This is a genomic window from Serratia liquefaciens ATCC 27592 (assembly GCF_000422085.1).
GTDB lineage: Bacteria > Pseudomonadota > Gammaproteobacteria > Enterobacterales > Enterobacteriaceae > Serratia > Serratia liquefaciens.
Window position 1 is genome coordinate 4,422,578 of the sequence record NC_021741.1, and the last position, 22,576, is coordinate 4,445,153.

General features: G+C 51.9%; 23 protein-coding genes and 2 pseudogenes. 12 read left to right on the forward strand and 13 right to left on the reverse strand.

Features of this window, described 5'->3' with window-relative positions:
- The first annotated feature begins 6 nt into the window (after positions 1-6).
- From M495_RS20670 to M495_RS20700, 7 genes are all read left to right on the forward strand, one after another.
- A complete protein-coding gene (locus tag M495_RS20670) occupies positions 7-1,302 on the forward strand; it encodes a cytosine permease (protein ID WP_020828620.1) in 1,296 nt (431 codons plus the stop codon).
- 608 nt (positions 1,303-1,910) lie between these two features.
- Positions 1,911-2,525: a helix-turn-helix domain-containing protein gene (locus tag M495_RS20675; protein ID WP_020828621.1), complete on the forward strand. Its 615-nt coding sequence runs from the start codon at positions 1,911-1,913 to the stop codon at positions 2,523-2,525.
- Positions 2,526-3,422, forward strand: a complete 897-nt coding sequence (locus tag M495_RS20680) for a queuosine precursor transporter (protein WP_020828622.1) — start codon at positions 2,526-2,528, stop codon at positions 3,420-3,422.
- Complete coding sequence (queF, locus tag M495_RS20685; RefSeq protein ID WP_020828623.1) at positions 3,400-4,242, forward strand: NADPH-dependent 7-cyano-7-deazaguanine reductase QueF; 843 nt, start codon at positions 3,400-3,402, stop codon at positions 4,240-4,242. Before M495_RS20680 ends, queF begins: the two co-directional genes overlap by 23 nt.
- A gap of 122 nt (positions 4,243-4,364) precedes the next feature.
- Positions 4,365-6,512, forward strand: coding sequence for a phosphocholine-specific phospholipase C (locus M495_RS20690; RefSeq protein WP_020828624.1), 2,148 nt, complete (start codon positions 4,365-4,367; stop codon positions 6,510-6,512).
- A gap of 143 nt (positions 6,513-6,655) precedes the next feature.
- Positions 6,656-7,735 carry an ABC transporter substrate-binding protein gene (locus M495_RS20695; protein ID WP_369982364.1) on the forward strand — a complete coding sequence of 360 codons (1,080 nt, stop codon included), beginning with the start codon at positions 6,656-6,658 and terminating at the stop codon, positions 7,733-7,735.
- 162 nt (positions 7,736-7,897) lie between these two features.
- Positions 7,898-10,027 (forward strand): TonB-dependent receptor family protein, encoded by a 2,130-nt coding sequence (locus M495_RS20700; protein ID WP_020828626.1) that lies wholly within the window; start codon positions 7,898-7,900, stop codon positions 10,025-10,027.
- A 30-nt stretch (positions 10,028-10,057) separates the two neighbouring features.
- Here the strand turns inward: M495_RS20700 and M495_RS20705 are convergent, their stop codons facing one another.
- Positions 10,058-10,954 (reverse strand): LysR family transcriptional regulator, encoded by an 897-nt coding sequence (locus M495_RS20705; protein WP_041414962.1) that lies wholly within the window; start codon positions 10,952-10,954, stop codon positions 10,058-10,060.
- A 272-nt stretch (positions 10,955-11,226) separates the two neighbouring features.
- Between M495_RS20705 and M495_RS20710 the strand changes: the two genes are divergently transcribed.
- The 3 genes from M495_RS20710 to abgT all read left to right on the forward strand — a co-directional run bounded on the left by M495_RS20710 (position 11,227) and on the right by abgT (position 15,620).
- The gene (locus tag M495_RS20710) at positions 11,227-12,543 is read left to right on the forward strand and encodes a M20 family metallo-hydrolase (RefSeq protein WP_020828628.1); all 1,317 of its coding nucleotides are present in this window, start codon (positions 11,227-11,229) and stop codon (positions 12,541-12,543) included.
- The gene (locus M495_RS20715; protein ID WP_020828629.1) at positions 12,540-13,991 is read left to right on the forward strand and encodes a M20 family metallopeptidase; all 1,452 of its coding nucleotides are present in this window, start codon (positions 12,540-12,542) and stop codon (positions 13,989-13,991) included. Before M495_RS20710 ends, M495_RS20715 begins: the two co-directional genes overlap by 4 nt.
- A gap of 102 nt (positions 13,992-14,093) precedes the next feature.
- Complete coding sequence (abgT, locus tag M495_RS20720) at positions 14,094-15,620, forward strand: p-aminobenzoyl-glutamate transporter (protein ID WP_020828630.1); 1,527 nt, start codon at positions 14,094-14,096, stop codon at positions 15,618-15,620.
- Positions 15,621-16,224: 604 nt separating this feature from the next.
- Here the strand turns inward: abgT and M495_RS20725 are convergent.
- The 4 genes and pseudogenes from M495_RS20725 to M495_RS26225 all read right to left on the reverse strand — a co-directional run.
- A complete protein-coding gene (locus tag M495_RS20725) occupies positions 16,225-16,473 on the reverse strand; it encodes a hypothetical protein (protein WP_041415687.1) in 249 nt (82 codons plus the stop codon).
- A 390-nt stretch (positions 16,474-16,863) separates the two neighbouring features.
- Positions 16,864-17,178, reverse strand: coding sequence for a hypothetical protein (locus tag M495_RS25655; protein WP_116691740.1), 315 nt, complete (start codon positions 17,176-17,178; stop codon positions 16,864-16,866).
- A gap of 208 nt (positions 17,179-17,386) precedes the next feature.
- A complete protein-coding gene (locus M495_RS25895; RefSeq protein ID WP_169534197.1) occupies positions 17,387-17,575 on the reverse strand; it encodes a hypothetical protein in 189 nt (62 codons plus the stop codon).
- A 191-nt stretch (positions 17,576-17,766) separates the two neighbouring features.
- Positions 17,767-17,919 (reverse strand): annotated as a pseudogene (locus M495_RS26225) (VENN motif pre-toxin domain-containing protein); the annotation flags it as partial.
- Between M495_RS26225 and M495_RS25900 the strand changes: the two are divergent.
- Positions 17,876-18,076, forward strand: a complete 201-nt coding sequence (locus M495_RS25900; protein WP_020828631.1) for a hypothetical protein — start codon at positions 17,876-17,878, stop codon at positions 18,074-18,076. The pseudogene M495_RS26225 and the gene M495_RS25900 sit on opposite strands and share 44 nt — an antisense overlap.
- A 40-nt stretch (positions 18,077-18,116) precedes the next feature.
- On the opposite strand, the gene M495_RS20735 is transcribed toward M495_RS25900, so the two are convergent.
- The 5 genes from M495_RS20735 to M495_RS25370 all read right to left on the reverse strand — a co-directional run bounded on the left by M495_RS20735 (position 18,117) and on the right by M495_RS25370 (position 20,210).
- Complete coding sequence (locus M495_RS20735) at positions 18,117-18,479, reverse strand: DUF596 domain-containing protein (protein WP_020828632.1); 363 nt, start codon at positions 18,477-18,479, stop codon at positions 18,117-18,119.
- A complete protein-coding gene (locus tag M495_RS25665; RefSeq protein ID WP_128865732.1) occupies positions 18,476-18,772 on the reverse strand; it encodes a hypothetical protein in 297 nt (98 codons plus the stop codon). Before M495_RS25665 ends, M495_RS20735 begins: the two co-directional genes overlap by 4 nt.
- 17 nt (positions 18,773-18,789) lie before the next feature.
- Positions 18,790-19,317: a hypothetical protein gene (locus tag M495_RS20740; protein WP_144079322.1), complete on the reverse strand. Its 528-nt coding sequence runs from the start codon at positions 19,315-19,317 to the stop codon at positions 18,790-18,792.
- A gap of 141 nt (positions 19,318-19,458) precedes the next feature.
- A complete protein-coding gene (locus M495_RS20745) occupies positions 19,459-19,923 on the reverse strand; it encodes an SMI1/KNR4 family protein (protein WP_020828634.1) in 465 nt (154 codons plus the stop codon).
- Between the two features lie 5 nt (positions 19,924-19,928).
- A complete protein-coding gene (locus M495_RS25370) occupies positions 19,929-20,210 on the reverse strand; it encodes an HNH/ENDO VII family nuclease (protein ID WP_235437192.1) in 282 nt (93 codons plus the stop codon).
- Positions 20,211-20,350: 140 nt separating this feature from the next.
- Here M495_RS25370 and M495_RS25670 point away from each other — a divergent pair.
- Positions 20,351-20,637: pseudogene (locus tag M495_RS25670) on the forward strand (AbgT family transporter); the annotation flags it as partial.
- A 45-nt stretch (positions 20,638-20,682) separates the two neighbouring features.
- On the opposite strand, the gene M495_RS20755 reads toward M495_RS25670, so the two are convergent.
- From M495_RS20755 to M495_RS20765, 3 genes are all read right to left on the reverse strand, one after another.
- The gene (locus tag M495_RS20755) at positions 20,683-21,258 is read right to left on the reverse strand and encodes an Ail/Lom family outer membrane beta-barrel protein (protein ID WP_020828635.1); all 576 of its coding nucleotides are present in this window, start codon (positions 21,256-21,258) and stop codon (positions 20,683-20,685) included.
- 240 nt (positions 21,259-21,498) lie between these two features.
- The gene (locus tag M495_RS20760; protein ID WP_020828636.1) at positions 21,499-22,032 is read right to left on the reverse strand and encodes a hypothetical protein; all 534 of its coding nucleotides are present in this window, start codon (positions 22,030-22,032) and stop codon (positions 21,499-21,501) included.
- A gap of 104 nt (positions 22,033-22,136) precedes the next feature.
- Complete coding sequence (locus tag M495_RS20765; RefSeq protein ID WP_020828637.1) at positions 22,137-22,574, reverse strand: hypothetical protein; 438 nt, start codon at positions 22,572-22,574, stop codon at positions 22,137-22,139.
- Positions 22,575-22,576: the final 2 nt, after the last annotated feature.

The following is a 22,576-nucleotide window of genomic DNA, read 5'->3' on the forward strand; positions in this document are numbered from 1 at the left end:
CTCACCGTGATCAAAATCGAAGACTATCCGTTAACCCGGGTACCTCAGGATAAAAGAGTCTCGTTTTTAAGCGTAGCCATAGTGCATATGGGCATGCTGACCGCGCTCGATCAGTTTATGCTCGGGGCCGTACTCGGCCACTCCATGACGCTGCTCGATGCATTTACCGCTATTTTCATCGGCAGCCTGATCTTTGGCGTGGTGACCTATGGCCTGGGCCTGGCGGGCATGCGCGAAGGGATCTCCGGCAGCCTGTTGGCCCGTTGGTGCGGCTTTGGTCGACTCGGATCGGTGTTGATCGGGGTGGTAGTGGCCGTCAGCCTGCTGGGCTGGTTTGGCATTCAAAACGCCATCTTCGCCAAGTCGCTGGATTTCGCGTTGGGGAACAAGCTGGGCTTTGGTCTGGCGGCCGGTCTGTCCGGCACCCTGCTGACCATTCTGGTGGCGTTCGGCTTCAAAGCCTTGCGTATCGCCGCCAGGATTGCGGTACCGATGTTTATTATGCTGGTGGCCTATATCTCCATCATCACCCTCACCGGCCACAATCTGCCTGAAATTATCCAATTGGTGCCACCAGGCGAACCGCTGTCGATCAGCGCCGGTATCACTATCGTGGTCGGCGGTGCGATTGTCGCCAGCCTGATGACGCCGGATCTGACGCGCTACTCCAGGAACGGCAAGCATGTCTTTGGCGTCACTATTTTCACCATCATTGCCGGGGAATTCGTGGTTAACGGCCTGGCGATACTGATCGCCAAAACGCTGGGCACGGCGGATGTGGTCACCATCATGTCACAGGTCGCCGGCGGTGCGGGCCTGCTGGTCGTGGTGTTTTCTACCCTCAGGGTTAACGACCTCAACCTGTATTCCTCTTCGCTGGGCATCGTTAACGCCGTCGAAGGCATGACGGGCAAAAGACTGAAGTACACTGCCACCACCCTGGTGATCGGCGTGCTGGGCACCACACTTTCGGTACTGGGGATCCTCGACCGCTTCGTCGACTTCCTGACGGTGCTTGGCGTGGTGTTCCCGCCGATTATCGGCGTCATGCTGGTGGATTATTATCTGCTGCGTACTCACCGTAAAATTCTCGACGAGAGCCGTCGCGAAGGGAAATTACCGGACCAGACGCCGACCATCGGCTGGGCGGCGATCATCGCCAGCATCGTCGGCAGCATTGTCGGCTTGGTGACTGAGTGGGGCGTGCCGACCATCAACTCTCTGCTGGCTGCCAGCCTGATCTATTGGGTATTTAAGTTGGCCACGAGCCGTTCTCAGAAACCTGCGCCTGCGCAAAGCTGATTGATATCCCTACTCTCCCGCGCTGGGGAGTGGGGGTAATCGGTACAGAAAGGGGGTTTGATTAAGTTGTCGCCACCTTTTTAGGCGCAACAAATTGATATCGGTCGGCTAAAAAGCCGACTGGCATCAATATGAAAGCGGGTTTTTTACTGCGAAGGTAAAACAGAAGACGTAGTGGGGATCCCTGGTGTCGGTAGCTAAAACATCCTTTAATACCCAGAGAATGGAAACGCCTCCCTCCCCGAGCTTTTTATTATAGAAGTTGTCAGACAATCGTTTATTAACCGTTTTGACCGTCAAGAAACACTTCAGTGTGGATGAACAGTAGCTCACAGAAACCACCGTGGTCAACACAAAAGTAGACACAAAACCCACTTTTGTGTCCACTTTCCCCAGTCTTAAACCTAACCAATTGATTTATATTTAATTACCTTTGTTTTACATTTTACTCATCATGATAAAAGCATCATCTGGCATGATACGTGAGAGATCAAAGCTCATTTCCAATGATTAATCAGCCGGTTACCGCCCCTACCTCAGCGTCAGTTCTGGACAATGTCGGCGCGTGCGATATAGTAATGCCGGCCAGAATATTGTAAGGAATGCTTATGAAGACCACTAACGCGCAGCGCAAAATCAACATCATTAAGAATATTGAATATCTGATGCGCACCCGGGGCGAAACTAAAGCATCCTTCTCTAACCGCACTGGCCTGACGCGTACCACCATCTATAAAATTCTCGACGGCCGGGTTAACAACGTGCAGCAGGCCACCGTCAACCGGATTTCAGATTTCTTTGGCGTTTCCTGTGAAGAGATCGAAGATTATGATCTGGCCAAGCTGGAACTGCTCAATGAAACGCTCTCTACCGAAGGCAATAAAAACCCTTCCGCTGTGCCCGTTATTCCTCAGTCGCGTTTTTTAGCAGTTGCCGGTTGGAAAGTCGGCCAACTGGTGACGGAGTTCCCTTTGACTTATTTCTTCGGCGATGAGTCAAATATGGTAGCAATGAAAATAGAGACCGAAATAAAAGGTTCATTTATTCCAGGCGAGGTGATTATTATAAAACGCCCGCCGGTGCTGGTTTGCGATTCGCCTTTATTGTATCACTCGGGAAAAAATGGCTTCTTTGTGGTTAACGACAAAGAAGATTACTGCATGGAAAAAAATCATCAGGATACCGTGCAATTCCTGGGTTATATCTTTGGAGAACGGCTATAAATGGAACCGAATCAAAAGTTCAAGCTATTGGGCTTTACCCGGCATGGCACCCTCGCCGCCAATGTCATGATATTGGCCACCGGCAAAACCATCACCATGGGGCTCAATGAGCTGGCCGACAGCGAAATATCGGAAGATCTGAGCCGCCATGAGCTGCAGGCGCTGTACCGCAAAATCTACGGTAACAATCAGCAGCAAACCGCCTATGAACTCAGCGATCGCCATGAACGATCGTGGTACGCCTACCTGATCATTACCGTCGCACTCAGCGTGATTTATATCTTCTCAACCCTGTGTGGCGTCAAACCGATTCAAATTCCCGCATTGAACCTCATCACTCCCCCGGCGATTTTTATTTACCCCCTCACCTTTATCCTGGTGGATATTCTGAACGAGTTTTACGGGCTGCGACTGGCCAGGCGCACCATCATCATCTCGTTTATGGCAAACCTGATTTTCGTGCTGGGCGTCTGGGTCACCACCTTGGTACCCAGTATTCCGCAGTGGGAGTTCAGCAAGACCTATGACGGCATCGTCCACAGCATCATGGCGGTCCTGGTGGCGTCGTCCGCGGCCTATTTAATCTCCGAGAACGTCAACTCTTACCTGCTGTGCAAAATCAAAGAGCTGACCAACTCCCGCTACCTGTTTGTGCGCGTGATCACCAGCACCGTGGTCGCCTCGGCCATCGACAGCGTGGTGTTTTGCACGCTGGCGTTCTACAACGTTCTGAGCTGGGATATCATCAAGACCATGATCCTGTCACAATTCTTGATCAAGGTGGTCTACGCCCTGGTGGGTGTCGGGCCGATTTACGCCGCTCGCAGCCTGTTTAACCGCTATATCAATACCGATCATGCAAGGAGCAATGAATATGCATATCAAAAAACAAGATAAAATCACCCATCTTGGCGCAAACTCCGATTATCCGGACCAGTACGCTCCCGAATTGCTCGAGGCCCTGCCACGCTCACGCGGTCGGGATCTGATCGGTGTAGATGAACAAAACCTGCCGTTCAGCGGCTTTGATCTGTGGACCGCCTTCGAGCTTTCCTGGCTCAACGCCAAAGGCAAGCCGGTGGTGGGCATTGGTGAGTTCACCCTGCCCCATTCTTCCACCAACCTGATCGAGTCCAAGTCATTCAAACTTTATCTCAACAGCTTTAACCAGACGCGCTTCGACAGCGTGGAACAGGTGAGTGCCGCGATGCAAAAAGACCTGTCGCAAGCGGCAAACGGCCAGGTTGGGGTTAAGCTCTATCCGGGTCTGGACGGATATTCGCCGCAGATCGATAGCCTGCCGGGCATCAATATCGACGATCTGGATATTGCCGTCGATGATTTCGACTTTAAGCCGGAATATCTGCACGGTGCAGCAGACCAACATGGGGACATCGTGACCGAAACCCTGTCGTCCAATCTGCTGAAATCCAACTGTCTGGTCACCAACCAGCCGGACTGGGGCAGCGTGGTGATCCACTATCAGGGCCGGAAAATCGATCGCGAGCGCCTGCTGCGCTACCTGATCTCCTTCCGCCAGCATAACGAGTTCCACGAGCAGTGCGTTGAGCGCATTTTCAACGACATCAAGCAAAGCTGCCAACCGGAAAAGCTCAGCGTTTTTGCCCGCTATACCCGCCGCGGCGGCCTGGACATCAACCCGTTCCGCAGCGACTTCGAAACGGCGCCAACCCTCGGTCGTCTGATCCGACAATAAGCTTCCCCATCAATGCCCCCATGCGGGGCATTATTTTTCCCCTGTTCATCTCCTTGTTATTTTTCGCTATTACCGTCGTTAGCAACTATCTTCAAAGCAAACCTCAGGGAGTTTAACGACGCATGCCTGACTTTTTGCGCAGAGAAATACTGCGGGCTGCCGCCATCGGATCGGCTTTTTCACTGTTACCCGCGTCGATCCGCAAAGCCTTGGCGATCCCAGCCAATAACCGCACCGGCACCATCAACGATGTCGAACACGTGGTGATCCTGATGCAGGAAAACCGTTCCTTCGACCATTACTTCGGCACGCTGCCCGGCGTACGCGGCTTTAGCGATCGCATAACCATTCCTTTGCCCGACAACCGTCACGTCTGGCAACAGCAAGGGGAAGATCGACTGGTGCTGCCTTACCATCTGGACAGCAAACGTGGCAATGCCCAGCGGGTGAGCGGCACGCCGCACTCGTGGGTGGATGAGCAAGCTGCCTGGGACAGCGGCCGCATGAGCGCCTGGCCAACCTACAAAACGCCGACCTCGATGGGTTATTACCGTCGGCATGAGCTGCCCTTCCAGTTTGCCCTGGCCGAAACCTTCACCCTGTGCGACGCCTATCATTGCTCGATCCACGCCGGCACAAACACCAATCGCTTGTTCCACTGGACCGGCACTAACGGTCCGACGGCAGCCGAGGTCGCCGTAGTGGTCAACGAATGGGACAGCCCAGGCCCACCCGACGTAGGCTACCAATGGCAAACCTATCCCGAACGGCTGGAAGCCAGCGGCGTCAGTTGGAAGGTCTATCAGTTTTTACCGGATAACTTCACCGACAACCCTTTGGCGGGGTTCCGTCAGTACCGTGCGGCCAGCGTGAAAGTAGGCAATCCGGCGCAGCCGCCGAAGGACTTTACTGCCTTTGTCCCCTACCGCGACGAGCTGAACGCCGAAGCGCCGTTATACAAAGGCAATGGCAATACGCTGCCGGCGGCGGACGGCAACGATTTAGAGGCCATGTTGGCCGGTTTCCGCGCCGACGTGCAGCAAGGCAAATTGCCGCAGGTAAGCTGGATCATCGCTCCGGCGGCCTACTCGGAACACCCTGGGCCTTCCAGCCCGGTGCAGGGAGGTTGGTTCACCCAGGAGATCCTCAATGCGCTGACGGAGAATCCCGAGGTGTGGAGTAAAACCGTGCTGCTGGTCAATTACGACGAGAACGACGGCTTCTTCGATCATATGCCGTCGCCCTCCGCACCGTCACTGCGTGAAGATGGCACCTTCGCCGGTAAATCGACGGTGCCGTTCGACAGTGAAATCTTTCAGCATGTCGCCCCGCCAGGTTCACAGGAACAACCGCCGCCGGACGGCCGCATCTATGGCCCCGGCCCGCGTGTGCCTATGCTGGTGCTGTCGCCCTGGAGCCGCGGAGGCTGGGTTAATTCACAGGTATTCGACCACACTTCAGTGCTGCAATTTCTCGAGAAGCGCTTCCAGGTACACGAACCCAATATCAGCGCCTGGCGACGCGCGGTATGTGGCGATCTCACTTCGGCCTTCAACTTTGTCGATCCCAACGGGGAAACCTTGCCCAATCTGCCCGCCACCAGCCGCCATTCCGCCGACAGCCTGCGCCAGCGGCAGGAGCAATTGCCGCAGGTGCCTCTGCCGGCAGCAGACAAACAACAGTTGCCGCATCAGGCACGGCTGGCACGCCCTTCACGCGCCCTGCCTTATCAATTGCATGTTGAAGAAACTCTCTCCCCCAGCCAGCAATTACTGACGCTCAACCTGTACAACACCGGGGCACAGGGGGTGGTATTTCACGTTTACGACCGGTTGGATTTGAACCAGATCCCACGGCGCTATACCGTCGAGGCCGGCAAAGCGCTCAGCGATAACTGGTCCGTGACGAACCAGTATCACCTGTGGCTGCTGGGCCCGAACGGCTTTCATCGTGAACTGCGCGGCGCCATTGGGCAACCGCAGCCGCAAGTCCGCCTGACGCCGCAAGGCGACCACTTGTCATTAACCCTCACTAACCCCACCCGTCAGGCTATAACCGTGACTATCGCCCGCTGCCCTTATACGCAAAACGGCCCCTGGTCGATTGAGCTGCCGGCAGGAGAGCGCCACCAGCAGGCCTTTGACGCCAGGGCCAGCGGAGGTTGGTACGATATTTCACTGCAGGCTTCTGACGGTTGGCAACGCCGCATGGCCGGGCGGCTGGAAAGCGGCGAGCACAGCGTCAGCGATCCGCTAATGGGCAAAGCCTAAGATATCCGCACGGGGGTGTTCAAAAAGCGAAAGGATATGGATTATCATTAGCCTCTTTATTCAACACCCCATGCCCAAGGATCTCCATGCCTGCCGTTCTTATTGCCAAAGCCAGCCGTTGGCTGGCCGCCTGCGCCCTGCTGATGGTCAGCGCCGTACAGGCCGCACCGATCGTCGTCACCGATGTCGCGGGTCGAGAAGTCACCCTGCAGCAGCCCGCCCAACGGGTGATCCTGGCCGATGCCCGCGCGCTGCTGGCACTGAATATCCTGCATCCGCAGGAGCCGTTGAAAAATATCATCGCCTGGGATAACTCGCTGAAGGTGAAGGCACCGGATCTGGTGGAGGCCTACGCGAAAAAATTCCCGCAGGTGATGCAGATCCCCACCTTCGATAACCCTTACGTCAGCGATTTCAGCGTAGAAAGCGCCGTTGTCCGTAAGCCGGATCTGATCATTTTCGACATCGGCCTGCTGAGCAAGCTGAAGGACAGCGGCGTGCTGGCCCAGTTGGAAAAAATCGGCATCCCGGTACTGATTATCGACTTCCGTCAGCAGCCGCTGACCAACACCGTCGCCAGCATGCAGCTGTTGGGCAAGGTGTTTGACGAACAGCAAAATGCCGACGCCTTTATCCAGCTCTACCAGCAACGTCTGGATCTGGTACGCCAGCGGGTGGCTACGCTGAAGCCGGAACAGCGCCCCAGCGTGTTTATCGAACGCAGCGCCGGCATGAAAGGCGAGCAGTGCTGCAACACCTTCGGCAAGGGCAGCTTTGGCCAATTTATCGATACCGCCGGCGGCAACAACATCGGCAGCAAACTGTTCCCGGAAATGGGCGGTGAGGTGAACGTGGAACAGATGATCGCCAGCAACCCGGATTTCTATCTGATGACCGGCGCCGACTGGAGCCGCGGTCATAAAGGTACATTGGCGGTTCCCTTGGGCTATGCCACCGATACCGCCACCACAGAGAAAAAGCTGGCGGTACTGATGAACCGCACCGGCCTCAACGTGCTGAAGGCGGTAAAGGAAAAACGCGTGATGGCGATTTACCACCAGTTCTATGACACGCCGCTGAATTTTATTGCGGTCGAGGCTATCGCCAAATTCCTGCACCCGGACTTATTTAAAGATATTGATCCGCAAGCGGATATTGAAATGGTGCACCATAAATTCACCGCGCTGGATTACAGCGGCGTGTTTTGGGTCACCGCAAAATAATCCCCCGCTCGGGGCCCGCCGGCCGGGCTCCGACACCTTTCCCCGCCACTTGCTTACCGGTTGAATTATTCCGCAACAAAGCTATTTACTTGCCAATAATTATCATTAAGATTGTCATTTCTAAAAAAACACATCCGGGTTCGAAACTTTTAAGGCATTATTATGTCAATTCTTTTTCGTCTTTCGCTGTTGGCGGCTTCCGTTGCCATGGCGCTGCCAGTCCTTGCTGCTGATAATAAATCTCAAAATGATGCGCCAGCCGACACTATTACCGTCGTCGGCAACTGGCTGGATAACCCGGATACCAGTTCGGTGTTGCTCAACCACCCCGGCGCACGTTCCATCGTGACCGAACAACAAATGCATGAACAAGGCGATCAGACCATTGCCGATACCCTGCGCGGCGTGCCTGGCGTGCAGGTGCGCGACAGCAACGGTACCGGCGGCAGCGATATTTCGCTCAACGTCGGCGTACGTGGCCTGACTTCTCGCCTTTCACCTCGCTCCACCATTTTGATGGACGGCGTCCCCTTGGCGGTCGCGCCTTACGGCCAGCCACAGCTGTCGATGGCACCGCTGTCGATTGGCAGCCTGCAATCGGTTGACGTGGTGCGCGGCGGTGGCGCGGTGCGTTACGGGCCGCAAAACGTCGGCGGCGTGATTAACTTCGTCACCAAGGACATCCCGAAAACCTTCGGTGGCGCGGCCAGCGTCCAGACCCAGGGGGCCAGCCACGGCGGCCTGAAAACCCTGACCAGCACCTCGCTCGGCGGCACCGCCGACAACGGTTTCGGTGCAGAGCTGCTGTATTCCGGCCTGCACGGCCAGGGCTATCGCGACAACAACGACAATACCGACATCGACGATTTCATGCTGAAAACGCGCTATGCGTTTACCGATCGCGATGAGTTACTGGCCAATTTCCACTATTACGACGCAAAATCCGGTATGCCTGGCGGGCTGAGCAGCGCGCAGTATGCGCAAAATCCGTTCCAGTCGACCCGTCCGTGGGACCAGTTCGAAGGCCGCCGCAAGGATATGTCGTTCAAATATAAGCACCAGGAAGACGACAAGCAGTTCGAAGTGCTGACGTATTTCACCGACAGCTATCGCGGCAGCAGCATCGAATCGGAAGGCACCGGTAAAAACGCCGGGATGAAGCGTATGGTGTCTTACCCACGCCACTACTCCACCTGGGCGATTGAACCCAGCTACTCGCAGGTCTTCCGTTTCTGGGACATGGCGCACGAGATCACCCTCGGCTACCGCTACCTGAACGAAACCATGGATGAAAAAGCGTCCCGTTCAGCCTGGTACAACCCGGCAGATATCGGTTCTACGCCGGAAACGCCGGATTACTATCAGCACACCTCCGGCGGCACCGCAGCCCACGCACTCTACATTGACGACACCATTAACGTCGGCAACTGGACGGTTACGCCGGGCCTCCGCTATGAAAGCATCCGCACCCATGTGGACGATTCGTTCAACAACATCAGCCGCGAGAAGAGCTACAGCGAACCGCTGCCGTCACTGAACGTCATGTACCACATGTCAGACGCCTGGAAGCTGTTCGCCAACGCCAACACCTCGTTCGGCAGCATGCAGTACTTCCAGCTGACCAAGGGTGGCAACGGCAACCAACCCGCGCCGGGCCTGACGGCGGAAAAAGCCCATACCTATGAATTCGGTACCCGTTATGACGACACCATCGTCAAAGCCGAGGCCACGCTGTTCTATATCGATTTCGATAACCAGCTGCAGTACATCAGCAACGACGTCGGCTGGACCAACATGGGCGCCACCAAGCACAAGGGTATCGAGCTGGCGCTCAGCTACGATCTCAGCGAACTGAACCGCGCGCTGGATGGCGTAAGCGTCTATACCAGCTACACCTATACCAAAGCCAGCACCGACAAGGGCGACTTCGCCGGTAAGGATTTGCCGTTCTATTCACGCCAGGTGTATACCGTCGGCACCCGCTACGCCACCGGCAGTTGGGTGTGGAATCTGGACAGCTATGCCCAGTCCAAGCAGCACTCGCCGGGCACCGGGCCGGATTACGTCACGCAGGAAAGCGCCGACGGCCAGTTTGGCAACATCGCCGGGTATATGGTGTGGAATATGCGTGGTGAGTATAACTTCGGGCCGCAGCTGTCGAATCTGACGCTGGGTGCCGGGGTGAAAAACCTGTTCGATCAGCGCTACTTCACCCGCTCCAACGACAACAACTTCGGCAAATACGTCGGTGAACCACGCACCTTCTTCGTGCAGGGTTCCGTGGCATTCTAAGCATCAGCGCCCTCTTCGGGGGCGCTGATCTCAGCGACAGTGCAGACGAAACAGGCGCGCCAGGTGTGCGCCCATCGGCGTCAGCGTGGTGTCCTTACGCTGAATCAGATAAAACGTCGCCTTTGGCAAGCTTTCTTCCAGCGCCAGCGGCACCAGATGCTTACCCAGTATTGGGTCAGAGATCACATCTACCGATAAAATACTGACGAAATCACTTTGCGCCACCAGGCTGGTGCAGGCCATAAATGTCTCACAGGTCACGCTGATTGACGGCGCCATTCCCAAATCCCCGAACAGATCGTGCAGCAGGCGATAGTAGCTGCCTTTGGGCGTCGGCATGGTCCAGTCGCAGTGCTGCAGCTGTTTCAGGGACGTCGCTCCTTCCATCGGATGCCCCTTGCGCACCACCACCTTGTACTCTTTTTCCATCAGCCGTTCGTACTGTAATTCATTGTCCAGGCTGCTGGGGTAATAAGTATTGACGGTAAAATCCAGCTCGCCCTGGCGCAGCTCCGGGATCATCGATACCAGCTGTCCTTCGACAATCCGTACTTTGACCTTCGGGTATTCACGATGAAACTGGGTGATAACCTGCGGCATGACGGTGCGCGCAATGCTGCCGCCTACGCCGATATTCACTGAACCACCCGCCAGCCCCAGCCGTTGCTGAATATCCTCCTGCGCCACCCGCAGCTCTTCGAGGATCAGGCTGGCATGCTGGAAAAAGTTATCGCCGCAGTCGGTCAGCACCACACCCTGGCTGCGGCGAATAAACAGCTTAGCCCCCAGCACCTGCTCCAACTCCTGAATCGACTTGGTTAACGCAGGCTGGGAAAGGCGTGAAGTGCGGCTGGCGGCGCGGATGCTGCCCTGGCGACTGACTTCTACAAACGCACGTAATTGGTGCAATTTTATTGAGGCTGGCATAGGCAAATGGCGATAACCGTTATTTATCAATAGCAAGATATTGGCATCTTATTTAGCCTGATTCCATTGTGTACATTCGAAAAAAACAGAATATATAACCAAATTCTTATTTCGCTTAATTAAGCGCATTTTCTGCGCCGATAAGCGCTATTCGCGGCAGTTAGTCACTAAATACGTCTTTTTTTCATTAAATAGCTTCACCGTCTGATTTGGTTCAGCGCACCACTGCTGCCCGGCATTTACCTGGGCGCGATAACTTATGAGATATCAAAATGAATAATCCGCTTTCGATGTTGGTGACCGATCTGTACCCGCAGCTGCAGGCCTGGCGGCGTGACTTTCACCGCTACGCCGAGTCCGGCTGGTTTGAGTTCCGCACCGCTACCCTGGTGGCGGAAGAGCTGGATCGACTGGGCTACCGCCTGCAACTGGGTCGTGAAGTGATTAACGCCGACGCCCGCATGGGGTTACCGTCGGCCGAGGCTCTGCAGGCTCAGGAGCAGCGCGCCCGCGAACAGGGTGCGCTGGAAAAATGGCTGCCACATTTTTCCGGCGGCTTCGCCGGTATTGTCGCCACGCTGGATACCGGCCGTCCCGGGCCGGTGATCGCCTATCGCGTTGACATGGACGCGCTAGATCTCAACGAAAAGCTGCAGCCGGATCACCTGCCGTTTCGCGAAGGTTTTGCCTCCTGCAACAGCGGCATGATGCATGCATGCGGTCACGATGGCCACACCACCATCGGCCTGGGACTGGCACACGTTTTCAAAAGCCTGGAACCTCAGCTCAACGGCACCATCAAACTGATTTTCCAACCGGCGGAGGAAGGCACCCGAGGCGCAAAATCCATGGTGGAAGCCGGCGTAGTGGACGACGTTGATTTCTTCACTGCGGTGCATATCGGCACCGGCGTGCCGGCCGGCGAACTGGTGTGCGGCAGCGACAGCTTTATGGCGACCAGCAAACTCGACGTCACCTACCGTGGCGTGGCCGCCCATGCGGGGGCCAAACCGGAAGATGGCCGCAATGCGCTGCTGGCGGCGGCACAGGCCACGCTGGGGCTGTACGCCATTCCACGCCACAGCGAAGGCAGCTCGCGCATCAACGTCGGTGTGCTGCAGGCAGGGACCGGTCGTAATGTGATCGCCGACCACGCATTTATGAAAGTAGAAACCCGCGGCGCCACCAATGCCATCAACGAATTTGTCTACCAGCAGGCGCTGAACGTGATTGAGGGCGCGGCAAAAATGCACGGCGTTGAGTGCGATATCGCACTGATGGGCGCGGCGCAGAGCAGCAAACCGACCCAGCCGTGGGTGGACTACATTCACCGACAGGCGCAGGGCATTGCCGAACTGAGTTCGGTGGTCGACCGCCGCGAGCAGGCCGCCGGTTCAGAAGACGCAACCTACATGATGGAACGGGTGAAATCGCACGGCGGGCAGGCCTCGTACGTAATCTTCGGCACCGAGTTGAGCGCCGGGCACCACAATGAGAAGTTTGATTTTAACGAACAGGTCATGGCGGTGGCAGTGAAAACGCTGGCGTCGCTGGCGCTTAACCTGCCTACTTTTGGGAGCCAAGCATGAGCCATCCACAGCTGCTGAAATTTATCCATCACTACATTGACCAACACCAGCCGCGTTTTAGCGCACTGAGCGACAGTATCTGGGATCACCCGGAAACACGCTTTACCGAAACCTATTCTGCCAATTTGCTGGCCGATGCGCTGGAGCAAGAAGGTTTTACGCTTGAACGCGGCGTCGGCGGCATTGAAACCGCATTTATCGCCAGCTATGGCAGCGGCCAGCCGGTGATCGCCCTGCTGGGCGAGTACGACGCCCTTGCCGGATTAAGCCAACGGTCAGGCTGCGCCACGCCGCAACCGCTGGTCGAAAACGGGAACGGTCACGGCTGTGGTCACAACCTGTTGGGCACCGCCGCATTGGCGGGAGCCTTCGCGGTCAAAGCCTGGATGCAGCAACAGCACCTGACCGGCACCGTGCGTTTCTACGGCTGCCCTGGCGAAGAGGGCGGTTCCGGCAAAACCTTTATGGTACGCGAAGGGCTGTTCGATGACGCCGACGCCGCCCTCACCTGGCACCCCGAAGGCTTCAGCGGCATGTTCAATACCAGCACCCTGGCCAATATTCAGGCGGCGTTTCAGTTCAAGGGGGTCGCCGCGCACGCCGCCAACTCACCCCACCTTGGCCGCAGCGCGCTGGATGCCGTGACATTGATGAACACCGGTGCCAACTTCCTGCGTGAGCACATCGTGCAGGAAGCGCGATTGCACTATGCGGTTACCAATACCGGCGGCAGCTCGCCCAATGTGGTGCAAGCCGACGCCGAAGTGCTGTATCTGATCCGCGCGCCGCAGCTCGATCAAGCGCAGGATATTTACCAGCGAGTGATCAACATTGCCAAGGGTGCGGCGCTAATGACCGATACCCAAATGACGGTACGTTTCGACAAGGCCTGTTCCAACTATGTGCCAAACCGCAGTATGGAGCAGGTGATGTATCGCCACGTCTGTGGCTTCGGTCTGCCGGAGTACAGCGAGGAGGAGCGCAGCTTCGCCACCGAGATCCGCCAAACGCTGAACAAGGACGACCTGCGTAATGCCAAGTTGAATATCGCCCGGACTGGCGGGGCGGCCGGGCGTGAATGGGTGCAAAACCTGGGCGACAAGGTACTGATGGATGAAGTCGCGCCTTATGTGGCCTCAGAAGATCTGCTGTACGGCTCCACCGACGTCGGCGACGTCAGTTGGGTGACGCCGACCGCTCAGTGCTTCAGCCCGTGCTTTGCGCTCGGCACCCCGCTGCACACCTGGCAACTGGTGGCGCAGGGCCGCACCTCTATTGCGCACAAGGGCATGTGCCTGGCAGGCAAGGTGATGGCGGCCACCGCCATCGATCTGTTGAGCGACAGCGCTCTGCTGGCGGAGTGCCGCCGCGAGTTCGAACGTCAACGAACAGAACAGCCGTACAGTTGCCCAATCCCGTCGGGGGTTAAACCTTCGCCGTTAAAATAATGACAGAACGACACAGGCCCACCCACGGGCCTGTGAAAATAATTATAAATAAATCAAATAATAAAAAATAAACACAACAGGACAAACACAGAGGGTAAGACAATGAGTGAGGCCACAACGTCAGTCAATAAAAGCCCCGGTCGCATTTTTTACTGGGTAGAACGCATCGGGAATAAAATCCCCAATCCTTTTTTACTGTTCGTCTATTTAATCGTTATTTTAATGCTGGCCACAGCGCTGTTCTCCTGGCTGGACGTAGCAGTGAAGAACCCGGCCACCGGCGAGCTGATCAAGGTGAATAACCTGATGAGCGTAGCGGGCATGCAGTGGATTTTCCCGAACATCATTCATAACTTCAGCAGCTTTGCGCCGCTGGGAGCCATTCTGGCACTGGTCATCGGCGCTGGGCTGGCAGAGAAAGTCGGGCTGTTGCAGGCGCTGATGTATAAAATGGCCTCACGCGTTAGCGCACGCTATGCCAGTTATATGGTGCTGTTTATCGCCTTCTTCAGCCACATTTCATCGGATGCCGCGCTGGTGGTGATGCCGCCACTCGGCGCACTGATGTTCCTTGCCGTGGGCCGCCATCCCATTGCCGGGCTATTGGCCGCTATTGCCGGGGTCGCTTCCGGCTTTACCGCCAACCTGCTGATCGTCACCACCGACGTGCTGCTGTCCGGTATCAGTACCGAGGCCACCAAAGCGGTAGACGCCGCCGTTCACGTCAGCGTGATCGACAACTGGTACTTTATGGCCACCTCGGTGATCGTGCTGACCATCGCCGGCGCACTGCTGACCGATAAGTTTATTGAACCCAGGTTGCCGGAATGGCGCGGCAGCGCGGAAGACAAAATTGAAGCGCTAACCCCGCTGCAAAACCGTGGGCTGATGATGAGCGGCATCGCCGCACTGGTGTTTATCGCGATTATCGCCGCGCTGGTGGTGCCGGAAGCCGCCCCGCTGCGCGATCCCAAAACCGGTTCGGTGATCCCCTCGCCGTTCATCAAAGGCATTGTACCAATCATCATCCTGTTCTTTTTCACCGTCGGCATTACCTATGGCGTGGTCACCAAACAGATCCGACGGCCAGACGATATTCCCCACCACCTGACAGAGCCGATGAAGAGCATGGCCGGCTTTATCGTGATGGTGTTTCCGCTGTCGCAGTTCGTGGCGTTCTTTAACTGGAGCAACATGGGCAAGTTTATGGCCATCGGCCTGACCGACATGCTGGAAGCCGCCGGCATGAGCGGCGCACCGGCGTTCCTCGGCCTGATGTTCCTCTCTGCCTTCCTGTGCATGTTTATCGCCAGCGGTTCGGCCATCTGGTCGATTCTGGCACCGATTTTTGTGCCGATGTTTATGCTGCTCGGCTTCCACCCGGCGTTCGCGCAGATGATCTTCCGCATTGCCGACTCCTCGGTGCTGCCGCTGGCACCGATGTCGCCATTCCTGCCGCTGTTCCTCGGTTTCCTGCAGCGTTACCGCAAAGACGCCCAGCTCGGCACCTATTACGTGCTGATCCTGCCGTATCCGCTGGTGTTCTTTGCCGTGTGGATTTTACTGTTGCTGACGTGGTACGCACTCGGCCTGCCGATCGGGCCGGGGGTCTATCCGAAGATGGGGTAAGCGTGGTCGGCCTCCCTTCGGGGGGGCCTGGCACATTCAACTATCAGAGATAATAGCCAATGCCGACATTAATACTCTATAAAAATAAATGATTTATTAAAATTTTTTATTTTACACAGCCTAAAAAATCTAACATTCTAAAAATAATAGCCACTAAAGAGAACTGGCGCCCTCCAGAAAAACAAAAAAACAGCCCTATAAACTTGTTTAATAGAAAAACAAAACTCTCCTTTAGTTAAAAAACACTAATTAAATTACCAATTTAATTAATAGCAATGATAAAATTCAAAAAAACAACTATAAAAAAACGATTTAACGTATTTAAAAGCAAGCACCATAATTTCTCAATGCCATTTTCATCAGTGTGCCGAGAGACATCTCTAATCGAATGATGTCCATTTTTCACCCTATTTTCTTATTCATTGGGTTAAGCACGGTAATACCTATGGTCAGAACGATTTTGCAAAGTCGTTTTATTTTTTATCTCTTCTATCTTAGCAAACACTCAAATCCCAATGACTAATGGAACGCCAGCGCCTGCCCCAGTTTTGCAAGAAAAAACAAATGGAAATGTTCAGCATTTCTCATTGCGTCTATTCATTTATCAATCCTTCGGTGGTTCATTAGAGGATGATTTCTTATTAGCATTATACTCATCTATCTTTGCAAAAACCCATGAACCAACACCAGTTGCAACGCCAACAATACCACTAACCACCAAAGAATCTTGAAGATATTGTTGGGTAAAGTGCAGTTGACCAAATTTGAAAAAATTAATAACACCCTTTGCTAATAAAATGAACACAAGAAAACACACAAAACAATAAATAATGCTAATAAGTAATTTTTTCATTTTAAACTTATGTAATGCCACATAAAAAAATAATATGATCACAACCGAGATCACTGCCCACGACCTTTCAGACCCTTTTATGACACTAGTTTAAGTCGTCACCGACAACATTAACATAGTTAAAATCACCTTATTTTCAAATGGTTAACTTAAATCACTTCAACACCAAATATGCCGCCACCCCAAAAAAATCCAGTTTCATAATTAATTAGTTGTACCAGTAACTTGCGATCCGCTTCACGTCAATAGTAAAATCGGCCACCCAGCAAGCCGATTTTATAATCGCACTTTTTATCTTCATCTACCTAAAACGTTGGAACAGGGGTTGCAACTGCTCAAGCCAGCAACTATTACCCCCAAAAGTTATCGGGGGGAGAAATAGAATTAACATCATTCATCATACTTATAGTTTATCTTGAAATCACCTTCAGATGAAATACTGAAATATATATTTGTTATATTTTTATTATGTTGTTTAACAAGATTATCTCTTAAACAAATAGCTGCTTTTGTAGCGGAAACAGAAATAGGTAAGCTTGGTATGTTCAACGCAGGATAACGCTGGCCCCGGTATACACGCCAACCTTGACTACTGCTCATTTGGTCGAACAGTTCAATATCAACCCCAGCGACATCCCAAGGCTCAGTACCGACAAATGCCAGCACCTCGTTAGCTATAAAGCTGTAGGCTTCTTCTATAGTCATCGTCTATCTCACTGTATAAATGTGTATGTTTTAGGCACACCATCTATGATGGCCGTCACCCTAAATGCATCGGGACGAACTCCTCCACCGTCCGGATATCCTACATCGAGTGTCCGCATTTCTTCGCCTGTGACAGCACCAGCACTCAGGGGGCTAAGCACTGCAATACCGATGTTCATCGGTAGCAAAACAGTCTTGCAAAGTCGTTTCATTTTTTCTTTTTTATCTCTTCTATCTTAGCAAACACCCAAACCCCAATGCCTAATGAAACGCCAGCACCTGCTCCAGCTTTGCAAGCAAAAATAAACGTATCTAACCGATACTCAAAAACTCCATTACGAACGAAGAAAATTATTGGCGCGATAAAACTAGCTAAAATAGCTATGCCTATTATCAATAATGCACACGAAAAAAAAATAAATATAAAAACATTGAGAAACCTACACGTTTATTTTTCATTTTTCATCCTCAGCTTTCATCCCAGCTTCAATTCCTGCCCCTACAACTGTCCCAGCCACACCGCCACCCACAACCCCAGATGCTTCAGCAGTAATGGGGGATATACCTTTAGATATAATTTTTCGGTTATTTTTTCACCACTTTTACTTTGTCGAAGATCGGGCTTAACGTCTGATTGGCGTGCTCCACGTCGCGGCTCAGGTCGTTGACGTCCTGCGTTTGTTTGTCCTGATCGCGGATGATGATGGTGCCGTCGCTTACCGCCGCTGGTCTGACAGAATTTCATTTCAGCAGATCATGCATCTACCTGCTTACTGCTCAGATAGTTATTCTCGACAACCGCAAGAAGGTGGCCCTGTGGCTGAAGGATTTTCCGGGCCCGCTGAACGATATCGGCGATGCGCCGGTGTTCAAGCGCCGTGACGGATGGTGCTGGTAACGGCTGATAAAAGGATCCCGGCTCGGTAGTCGGGATTATTTCAAGTCCATAGCTCTCCACCATCAGGTGTTAGCCAAACGACCCCAACAGGTGCCTTAACTAAAAACCACATTCCATATTCATCTAAATCATCATCTTCATATGGGTAAGCAGGCCAGGCCTCTTCCAACATTTTTATTTGTTGCTCAACAGGAGCAGTCAAAAGCACGCCATTCGTAGCTAGTTTAATTTTTTTATTATTCAATAAGTTACCCAAAACAACAAAAAATATTTTTTTCCTGAAAGAGTAGTTATCAGGCAACTCAGAACATTCAACACTGATATGTTGCCATATAGCCCCCAAAGACAATCCATAAGAACTTTCGGCAACAGATTTATATATCTCATTGATATTTTTAATCATTTAAATTTAATCTCCACCCTTCTTCCACCATTTATAGATGGAGTCATTAAATCTATGGTCCATTTAGCACCAGTTTGTTGTGCTGACGTTGAAAAGTCTCTCAATGTCAAAGTGCTACCAGCAGAAGGTCCTTCTGTGACTTTTAACGAATACACCGTACCTTTACCAGGAACCACCTTAGCTGATTGCATATTCTCTGACCTCGAAAGTTGCTTAAAGTAAGTCATAACATCAGCGTCAGTAGCTCCTTTAAATACAGGAGCACCTAAACTTAACGGTGGAGCTGCAACCATTATTTTCCCATTAATATTTAACTGGAAATCCTTCGGATGTACTGCCGGATTATTAAACTGAGGGGCAAGGCCATCAAATTTTTTTTCACTGCTTGCTGCTGTAATATCGCCCCAGATGGTTTTCCACTTAAATCAGAAATATTTTTCGCATTTTGCCCGATTCTTTCTAATGCTTCTTTTTCAGCTGATAATTTTCCAGCATTCATAGCTGTCGACTCAGCCTTACCCGCAACCTTAGCTGCAAACTTCTCCGTCAGTACCACTCCGCCCTTGGCCAGCCCAGCACCACCGGCAGCCAAAGATGCAATATCAGTCAGTAGTTTACCACCCTCGCCCCCTGCATTGAATGAGCCGCTGGCTCCCGCCTTTTGATACTCAGTAGTCAGCTTATCTATTCTGTCGATATAAGATTGTTTTACTGCGCCGCTAACATTACTTAATACACCATCACCGTCGAATAAGGCAGAGATTGAGCTCCATGTGTCCACTGGGCTTAAGCCCATTTTCACAATGCCTTCTACCGTTTCGTACAGTGAAGCAGGCACGCCCGCGACAATTCCCGCAGCAAAGCTGCCATCCTGGCCCGCATCTATTGCAGTCCATTTCGCCTGAGTACCCGCTTCGCATACCGCGAAAGGGTTTCAGGCTTAAAAATACTAACCCCGGCTAAAGCCGGGGGAATTAGATCAACTTATACTTTGCATTTGTTTATAAAAAAACTCGCCAAAATCATTTGCTAATGGCTTAAATGCGAGCTGATGATCATTCACTCCAGGAGACCATAGCTTAACAGGAGCTTCTGAGCCTGATTGAGCGCAATCCAAGACCACATAATCCCCATCTCCCGTAGCACTGACAATTATATAATTATCTGGTAAATTAGAGTTATTTCGTTCTTGGATCGTTATCCAAACAGCATCAGGAACACTTGAGTTAAAAAAATCAGATTTAATTAGCCCATAAAACTCTTGACCCGCGATATCCCCACATCCTAAATTCTCTAAAAAGAATCGATATGTTATAGGAAAGCTTAAGCCAAGTACCTTCTCAGCAGATTTAATGAGCGCATCATCTTTAGGCCCATCAAAGTCTGCCTCGTCAATCTTACCATTAATAATATCAATGGCATTTTTCATATCGTTCAAGCTCATATCATCTACCTTTTAAAAGCCTGAGCACGTTCTTTCCAGTAATTAGAACGCCATTTGTCAAACTCAGTCCGATTAATGCCAGAAGGAATACTGTTATCATTGATATGGATAACCCCATGATTCTCTTTATGGAAAGCTTGAGTTACCTCCGCTATAGGGCCATCTTGACGTTGCAACATATGATGTAAATTCACAGAGTTTCCATTTGCATCAAGTGGTGCCAACCCTTTTTCCATCCTTTGAATATTGCTTCGCCCCCTGGCATCTACAGCATTAGGATCAAACAAATCATTCCGCTGATAGACCTTGTTACCATTAAATTGTATTGGTTCAGCAGACCAATACTTCCTTTCTTGGCCGAAGTACTTGGCGCTGCTTACTTCATCACTGGCCTTATTGAGTAACTTCGATGCGTCAGCAACATCACCTTTTGCCAGCGCTTTTTGTGCCGATGTTTATGCTGACCCGGCATTCGCGCAGATGATCTTCCGCATTGCCGACTCCTCGGTGCTGCCGCTGGCACCGATGTCGCCATTCCTGCCGCTGTTCCTCGGTTTCCTGCAGCGTTACCGCAAAGACGCCCAGCTCGGCACCTATTACGTGCTGATCCTGCCGTATCCGCTGGTGTTCTTTGCCGTGTGGATTTTACTGTTGCTGACGCGGTACGCACTCGGCCTGCCGATCGGGCCGGGGGCCTATCCGAAGATGGGGTAAAGATTACCGGCCTCTTGATATCGGGAGGCCGGAAGCATGCAACTATCAGAAACGATAGCCAATGCCGATATTGAAACCGTTGATAGAGCGATTTTTACCACCGGCATCCAGTTTGGAGCCTTCATAACCGATATCTACCGCCAAATTTTCCATTGGGTTAACCTGGAAACCAACGCCGTACATAAAGGAGGTTTTCTTCTGGTTACCGCTCTCTTCACCCATATATTCGTAAGTGTTGTATGCGTAATTACTCCAGGATGACTTGTAATCCACCTTGTTATAATTCAAACCCAGCAGCCCGTAAACGCTGACAAATTGATTAAAACGGTATGCCGGACCAACGGACAGTGAGTAATATTTAACTTCGGCATGATTATTGACCTTGTCGCGATAGACATTGTAAGACTCATCCTTGTCACCGCTCATATAGGTAAATGAGCTGATAACGCTGATTGGCGAATCCCACTCGTAACGGTACTTAACGTTCACGCCATTGATATTCTTGAAGTCCTGTACCTTGCTCTGTGCATAACCGGCAGTGATGGTACTTTGCCCGGCATGGGCAGCCATGCCGAAGCCCAGAGTGGAAAGAACCAAAGTGGAGATGATTAACTTTTTCATGCAATCTTCCTTAATCGTAAGTGGAACAACATTGGTAAAAAAAATAACTATCCATGTCGTATTGGCGGCATAAATCATTAATTTTTCATTATCAACAAAAATTGGTTGATAAAATTAGATTATAGCAAACCCTGTTTATTATTAATTAGTTGAACGTGCAATTTGCTAACCGCCTTTTAGAAAGAACAATCACGCTGTCTTTAGTCGCTGGGAACTGTCTATTCGCTTTCAAACTATTCCCTACTCTACTTTATGGCAATAAAGGGGGGATTCACCCGGAGCCCTGACCACATAAGACGGAAAATCGGTGATTTCTGTCGTCTGATAGGGCTGGACTTCTTGCGTTGCTGGAAGCCGATCCCGAAATCCTTTGGCTACAATCACCTCACTCGAAGGACTGACCGGCATTGAGACTTTCAGGCTTTTCGGATCGATATAAACCCGCTGACCATTCTCTTCCATAATCACTTTCTGCCGATAGCTCAGAGTAATTGTTGCCGTTGATGAGCCATGAGGAATGAACATCACGCGGACATCGGCGTGGCTTAGATTTTCCGCTCTACTTATGATATGCCCACGAATTTTTGTGGTCATAGGCAATAGATTTTTACCATTCCCGGCAAGTTCGGCCTCGCAGTTAACAATACTGCCAGGCGGATAGGCGGCATCGAGTGTCCGCATTTCTTCACGTGTGACAGCACTAGAGTCCAAGGAGCCAAGCAATATAAAACCGCCAATCACCAATGGTAGGGCTGTCTTGTAAAATCTTTTCATAGCCTCTCCTCCTGACACCCGGCAATATATTTATCCAAAAAACGCTCCATAATAACTCTATGGAATTACCCTCTACTATATTAAGTTAAAATGAAGCATAAAACTCAACTTAAAAAATGAAAGATAATACCAACAACATATATTACCCTAATGCTCCACAAGGCCAAACCCCGTAAGCCAGCTCTTTTGGCAAAAAAAATCTCACTAAAGATTGCTGAGCTCTTTATTCTTCCCGGCTTAATCTCACCCTTGTAATAATAGCAATACATGAGAAAAGCCCATGCCCCAGCTATCAGAATAAATTGATATGTGTGTCTCGCCTCTATATCAAAACGCAGTAAAAAAGATGCAGGAATGACCAATAGAAGAACAATCCTCGCAGTCATAGCTGTAAAGTTTTCTTTACCAACAAAGAAAATGCCATCAAAGAACACTGACATTGATGAAGGAGCCCAATAAGAGAGCCCCGTTTTTTTACAAAAAACAATAAAAGAGACAAAAAAAATGGCAATAATTAATATTTGAAAGTAAATTAACATCATTA

What these genes read in the sequence shown, in the direction of transcription:
- M495_RS20675 (WP_020828621.1), top strand. Translation starts at nt 1,911, where the DNA reads ATGAAGACCACTAACGCGCAGCGCAAAATCAACATCATTAAGAATATT.
- M495_RS20680 (WP_020828622.1), top strand. Translation starts at nt 2,526, where the DNA reads ATGGAACCGAATCAAAAGTTCAAGCTATTGGGCTTTACCCGGCATGGC.
- queF (WP_020828623.1), top strand. Translation starts at nt 3,400, where the DNA reads ATGCATATCAAAAAACAAGATAAAATCACCCATCTTGGCGCAAACTCC.
- M495_RS20690 (WP_020828624.1), top strand. Translation starts at nt 4,365, where the DNA reads ATGCCTGACTTTTTGCGCAGAGAAATACTGCGGGCTGCCGCCATCGGA.
- M495_RS20695 (WP_369982364.1), top strand. Translation starts at nt 6,656, where the DNA reads ATGGTCAGCGCCGTACAGGCCGCACCGATCGTCGTCACCGATGTCGCG.
- M495_RS20700 (WP_020828626.1), top strand. Translation starts at nt 7,898, where the DNA reads ATGTCAATTCTTTTTCGTCTTTCGCTGTTGGCGGCTTCCGTTGCCATG.
- M495_RS20705 (WP_041414962.1), bottom strand. Translation starts at nt 10,954, where the DNA reads ATGCCAGCCTCAATAAAATTGCACCAATTACGTGCGTTTGTAGAAGTC.
- M495_RS20710 (WP_020828628.1), top strand. Translation starts at nt 11,227, where the DNA reads ATGAATAATCCGCTTTCGATGTTGGTGACCGATCTGTACCCGCAGCTG.
- M495_RS20715 (WP_020828629.1), top strand. Translation starts at nt 12,540, where the DNA reads ATGAGCCATCCACAGCTGCTGAAATTTATCCATCACTACATTGACCAA.
- abgT (WP_020828630.1), top strand. Translation starts at nt 14,094, where the DNA reads ATGAGTGAGGCCACAACGTCAGTCAATAAAAGCCCCGGTCGCATTTTT.
- M495_RS20725 (WP_041415687.1), bottom strand. Translation starts at nt 16,473, where the DNA reads ATGAAAAAATTACTTATTAGCATTATTTATTGTTTTGTGTGTTTTCTT.
- M495_RS25655 (WP_116691740.1), bottom strand. Translation starts at nt 17,178, where the DNA reads ATGACTATAGAAGAAGCCTACAGCTTTATAGCTAACGAGGTGCTGGCA.
- M495_RS25900 (WP_020828631.1), top strand. Translation starts at nt 17,876, where the DNA reads ATGATGATGGTGCCGTCGCTTACCGCCGCTGGTCTGACAGAATTTCAT.
- M495_RS20735 (WP_020828632.1), bottom strand. Translation starts at nt 18,479, where the DNA reads ATGATTAAAAATATCAATGAGATATATAAATCTGTTGCCGAAAGTTCT.
- M495_RS25665 (WP_128865732.1), bottom strand. Translation starts at nt 18,772, where the DNA reads ATGGTTGCAGCTCCACCGTTAAGTTTAGGTGCTCCTGTATTTAAAGGA.
- M495_RS20745 (WP_020828634.1), bottom strand. Translation starts at nt 19,923, where the DNA reads ATGAGCTTGAACGATATGAAAAATGCCATTGATATTATTAATGGTAAG.
- M495_RS20755 (WP_020828635.1), bottom strand. Translation starts at nt 21,258, where the DNA reads ATGAAAAAGTTAATCATCTCCACTTTGGTTCTTTCCACTCTGGGCTTC.
- M495_RS20760 (WP_020828636.1), bottom strand. Translation starts at nt 22,032, where the DNA reads ATGAAAAGATTTTACAAGACAGCCCTACCATTGGTGATTGGCGGTTTT.
- M495_RS20765 (WP_020828637.1), bottom strand. Translation starts at nt 22,574, where the DNA reads ATGATGTTAATTTACTTTCAAATATTAATTATTGCCATTTTTTTTGTC.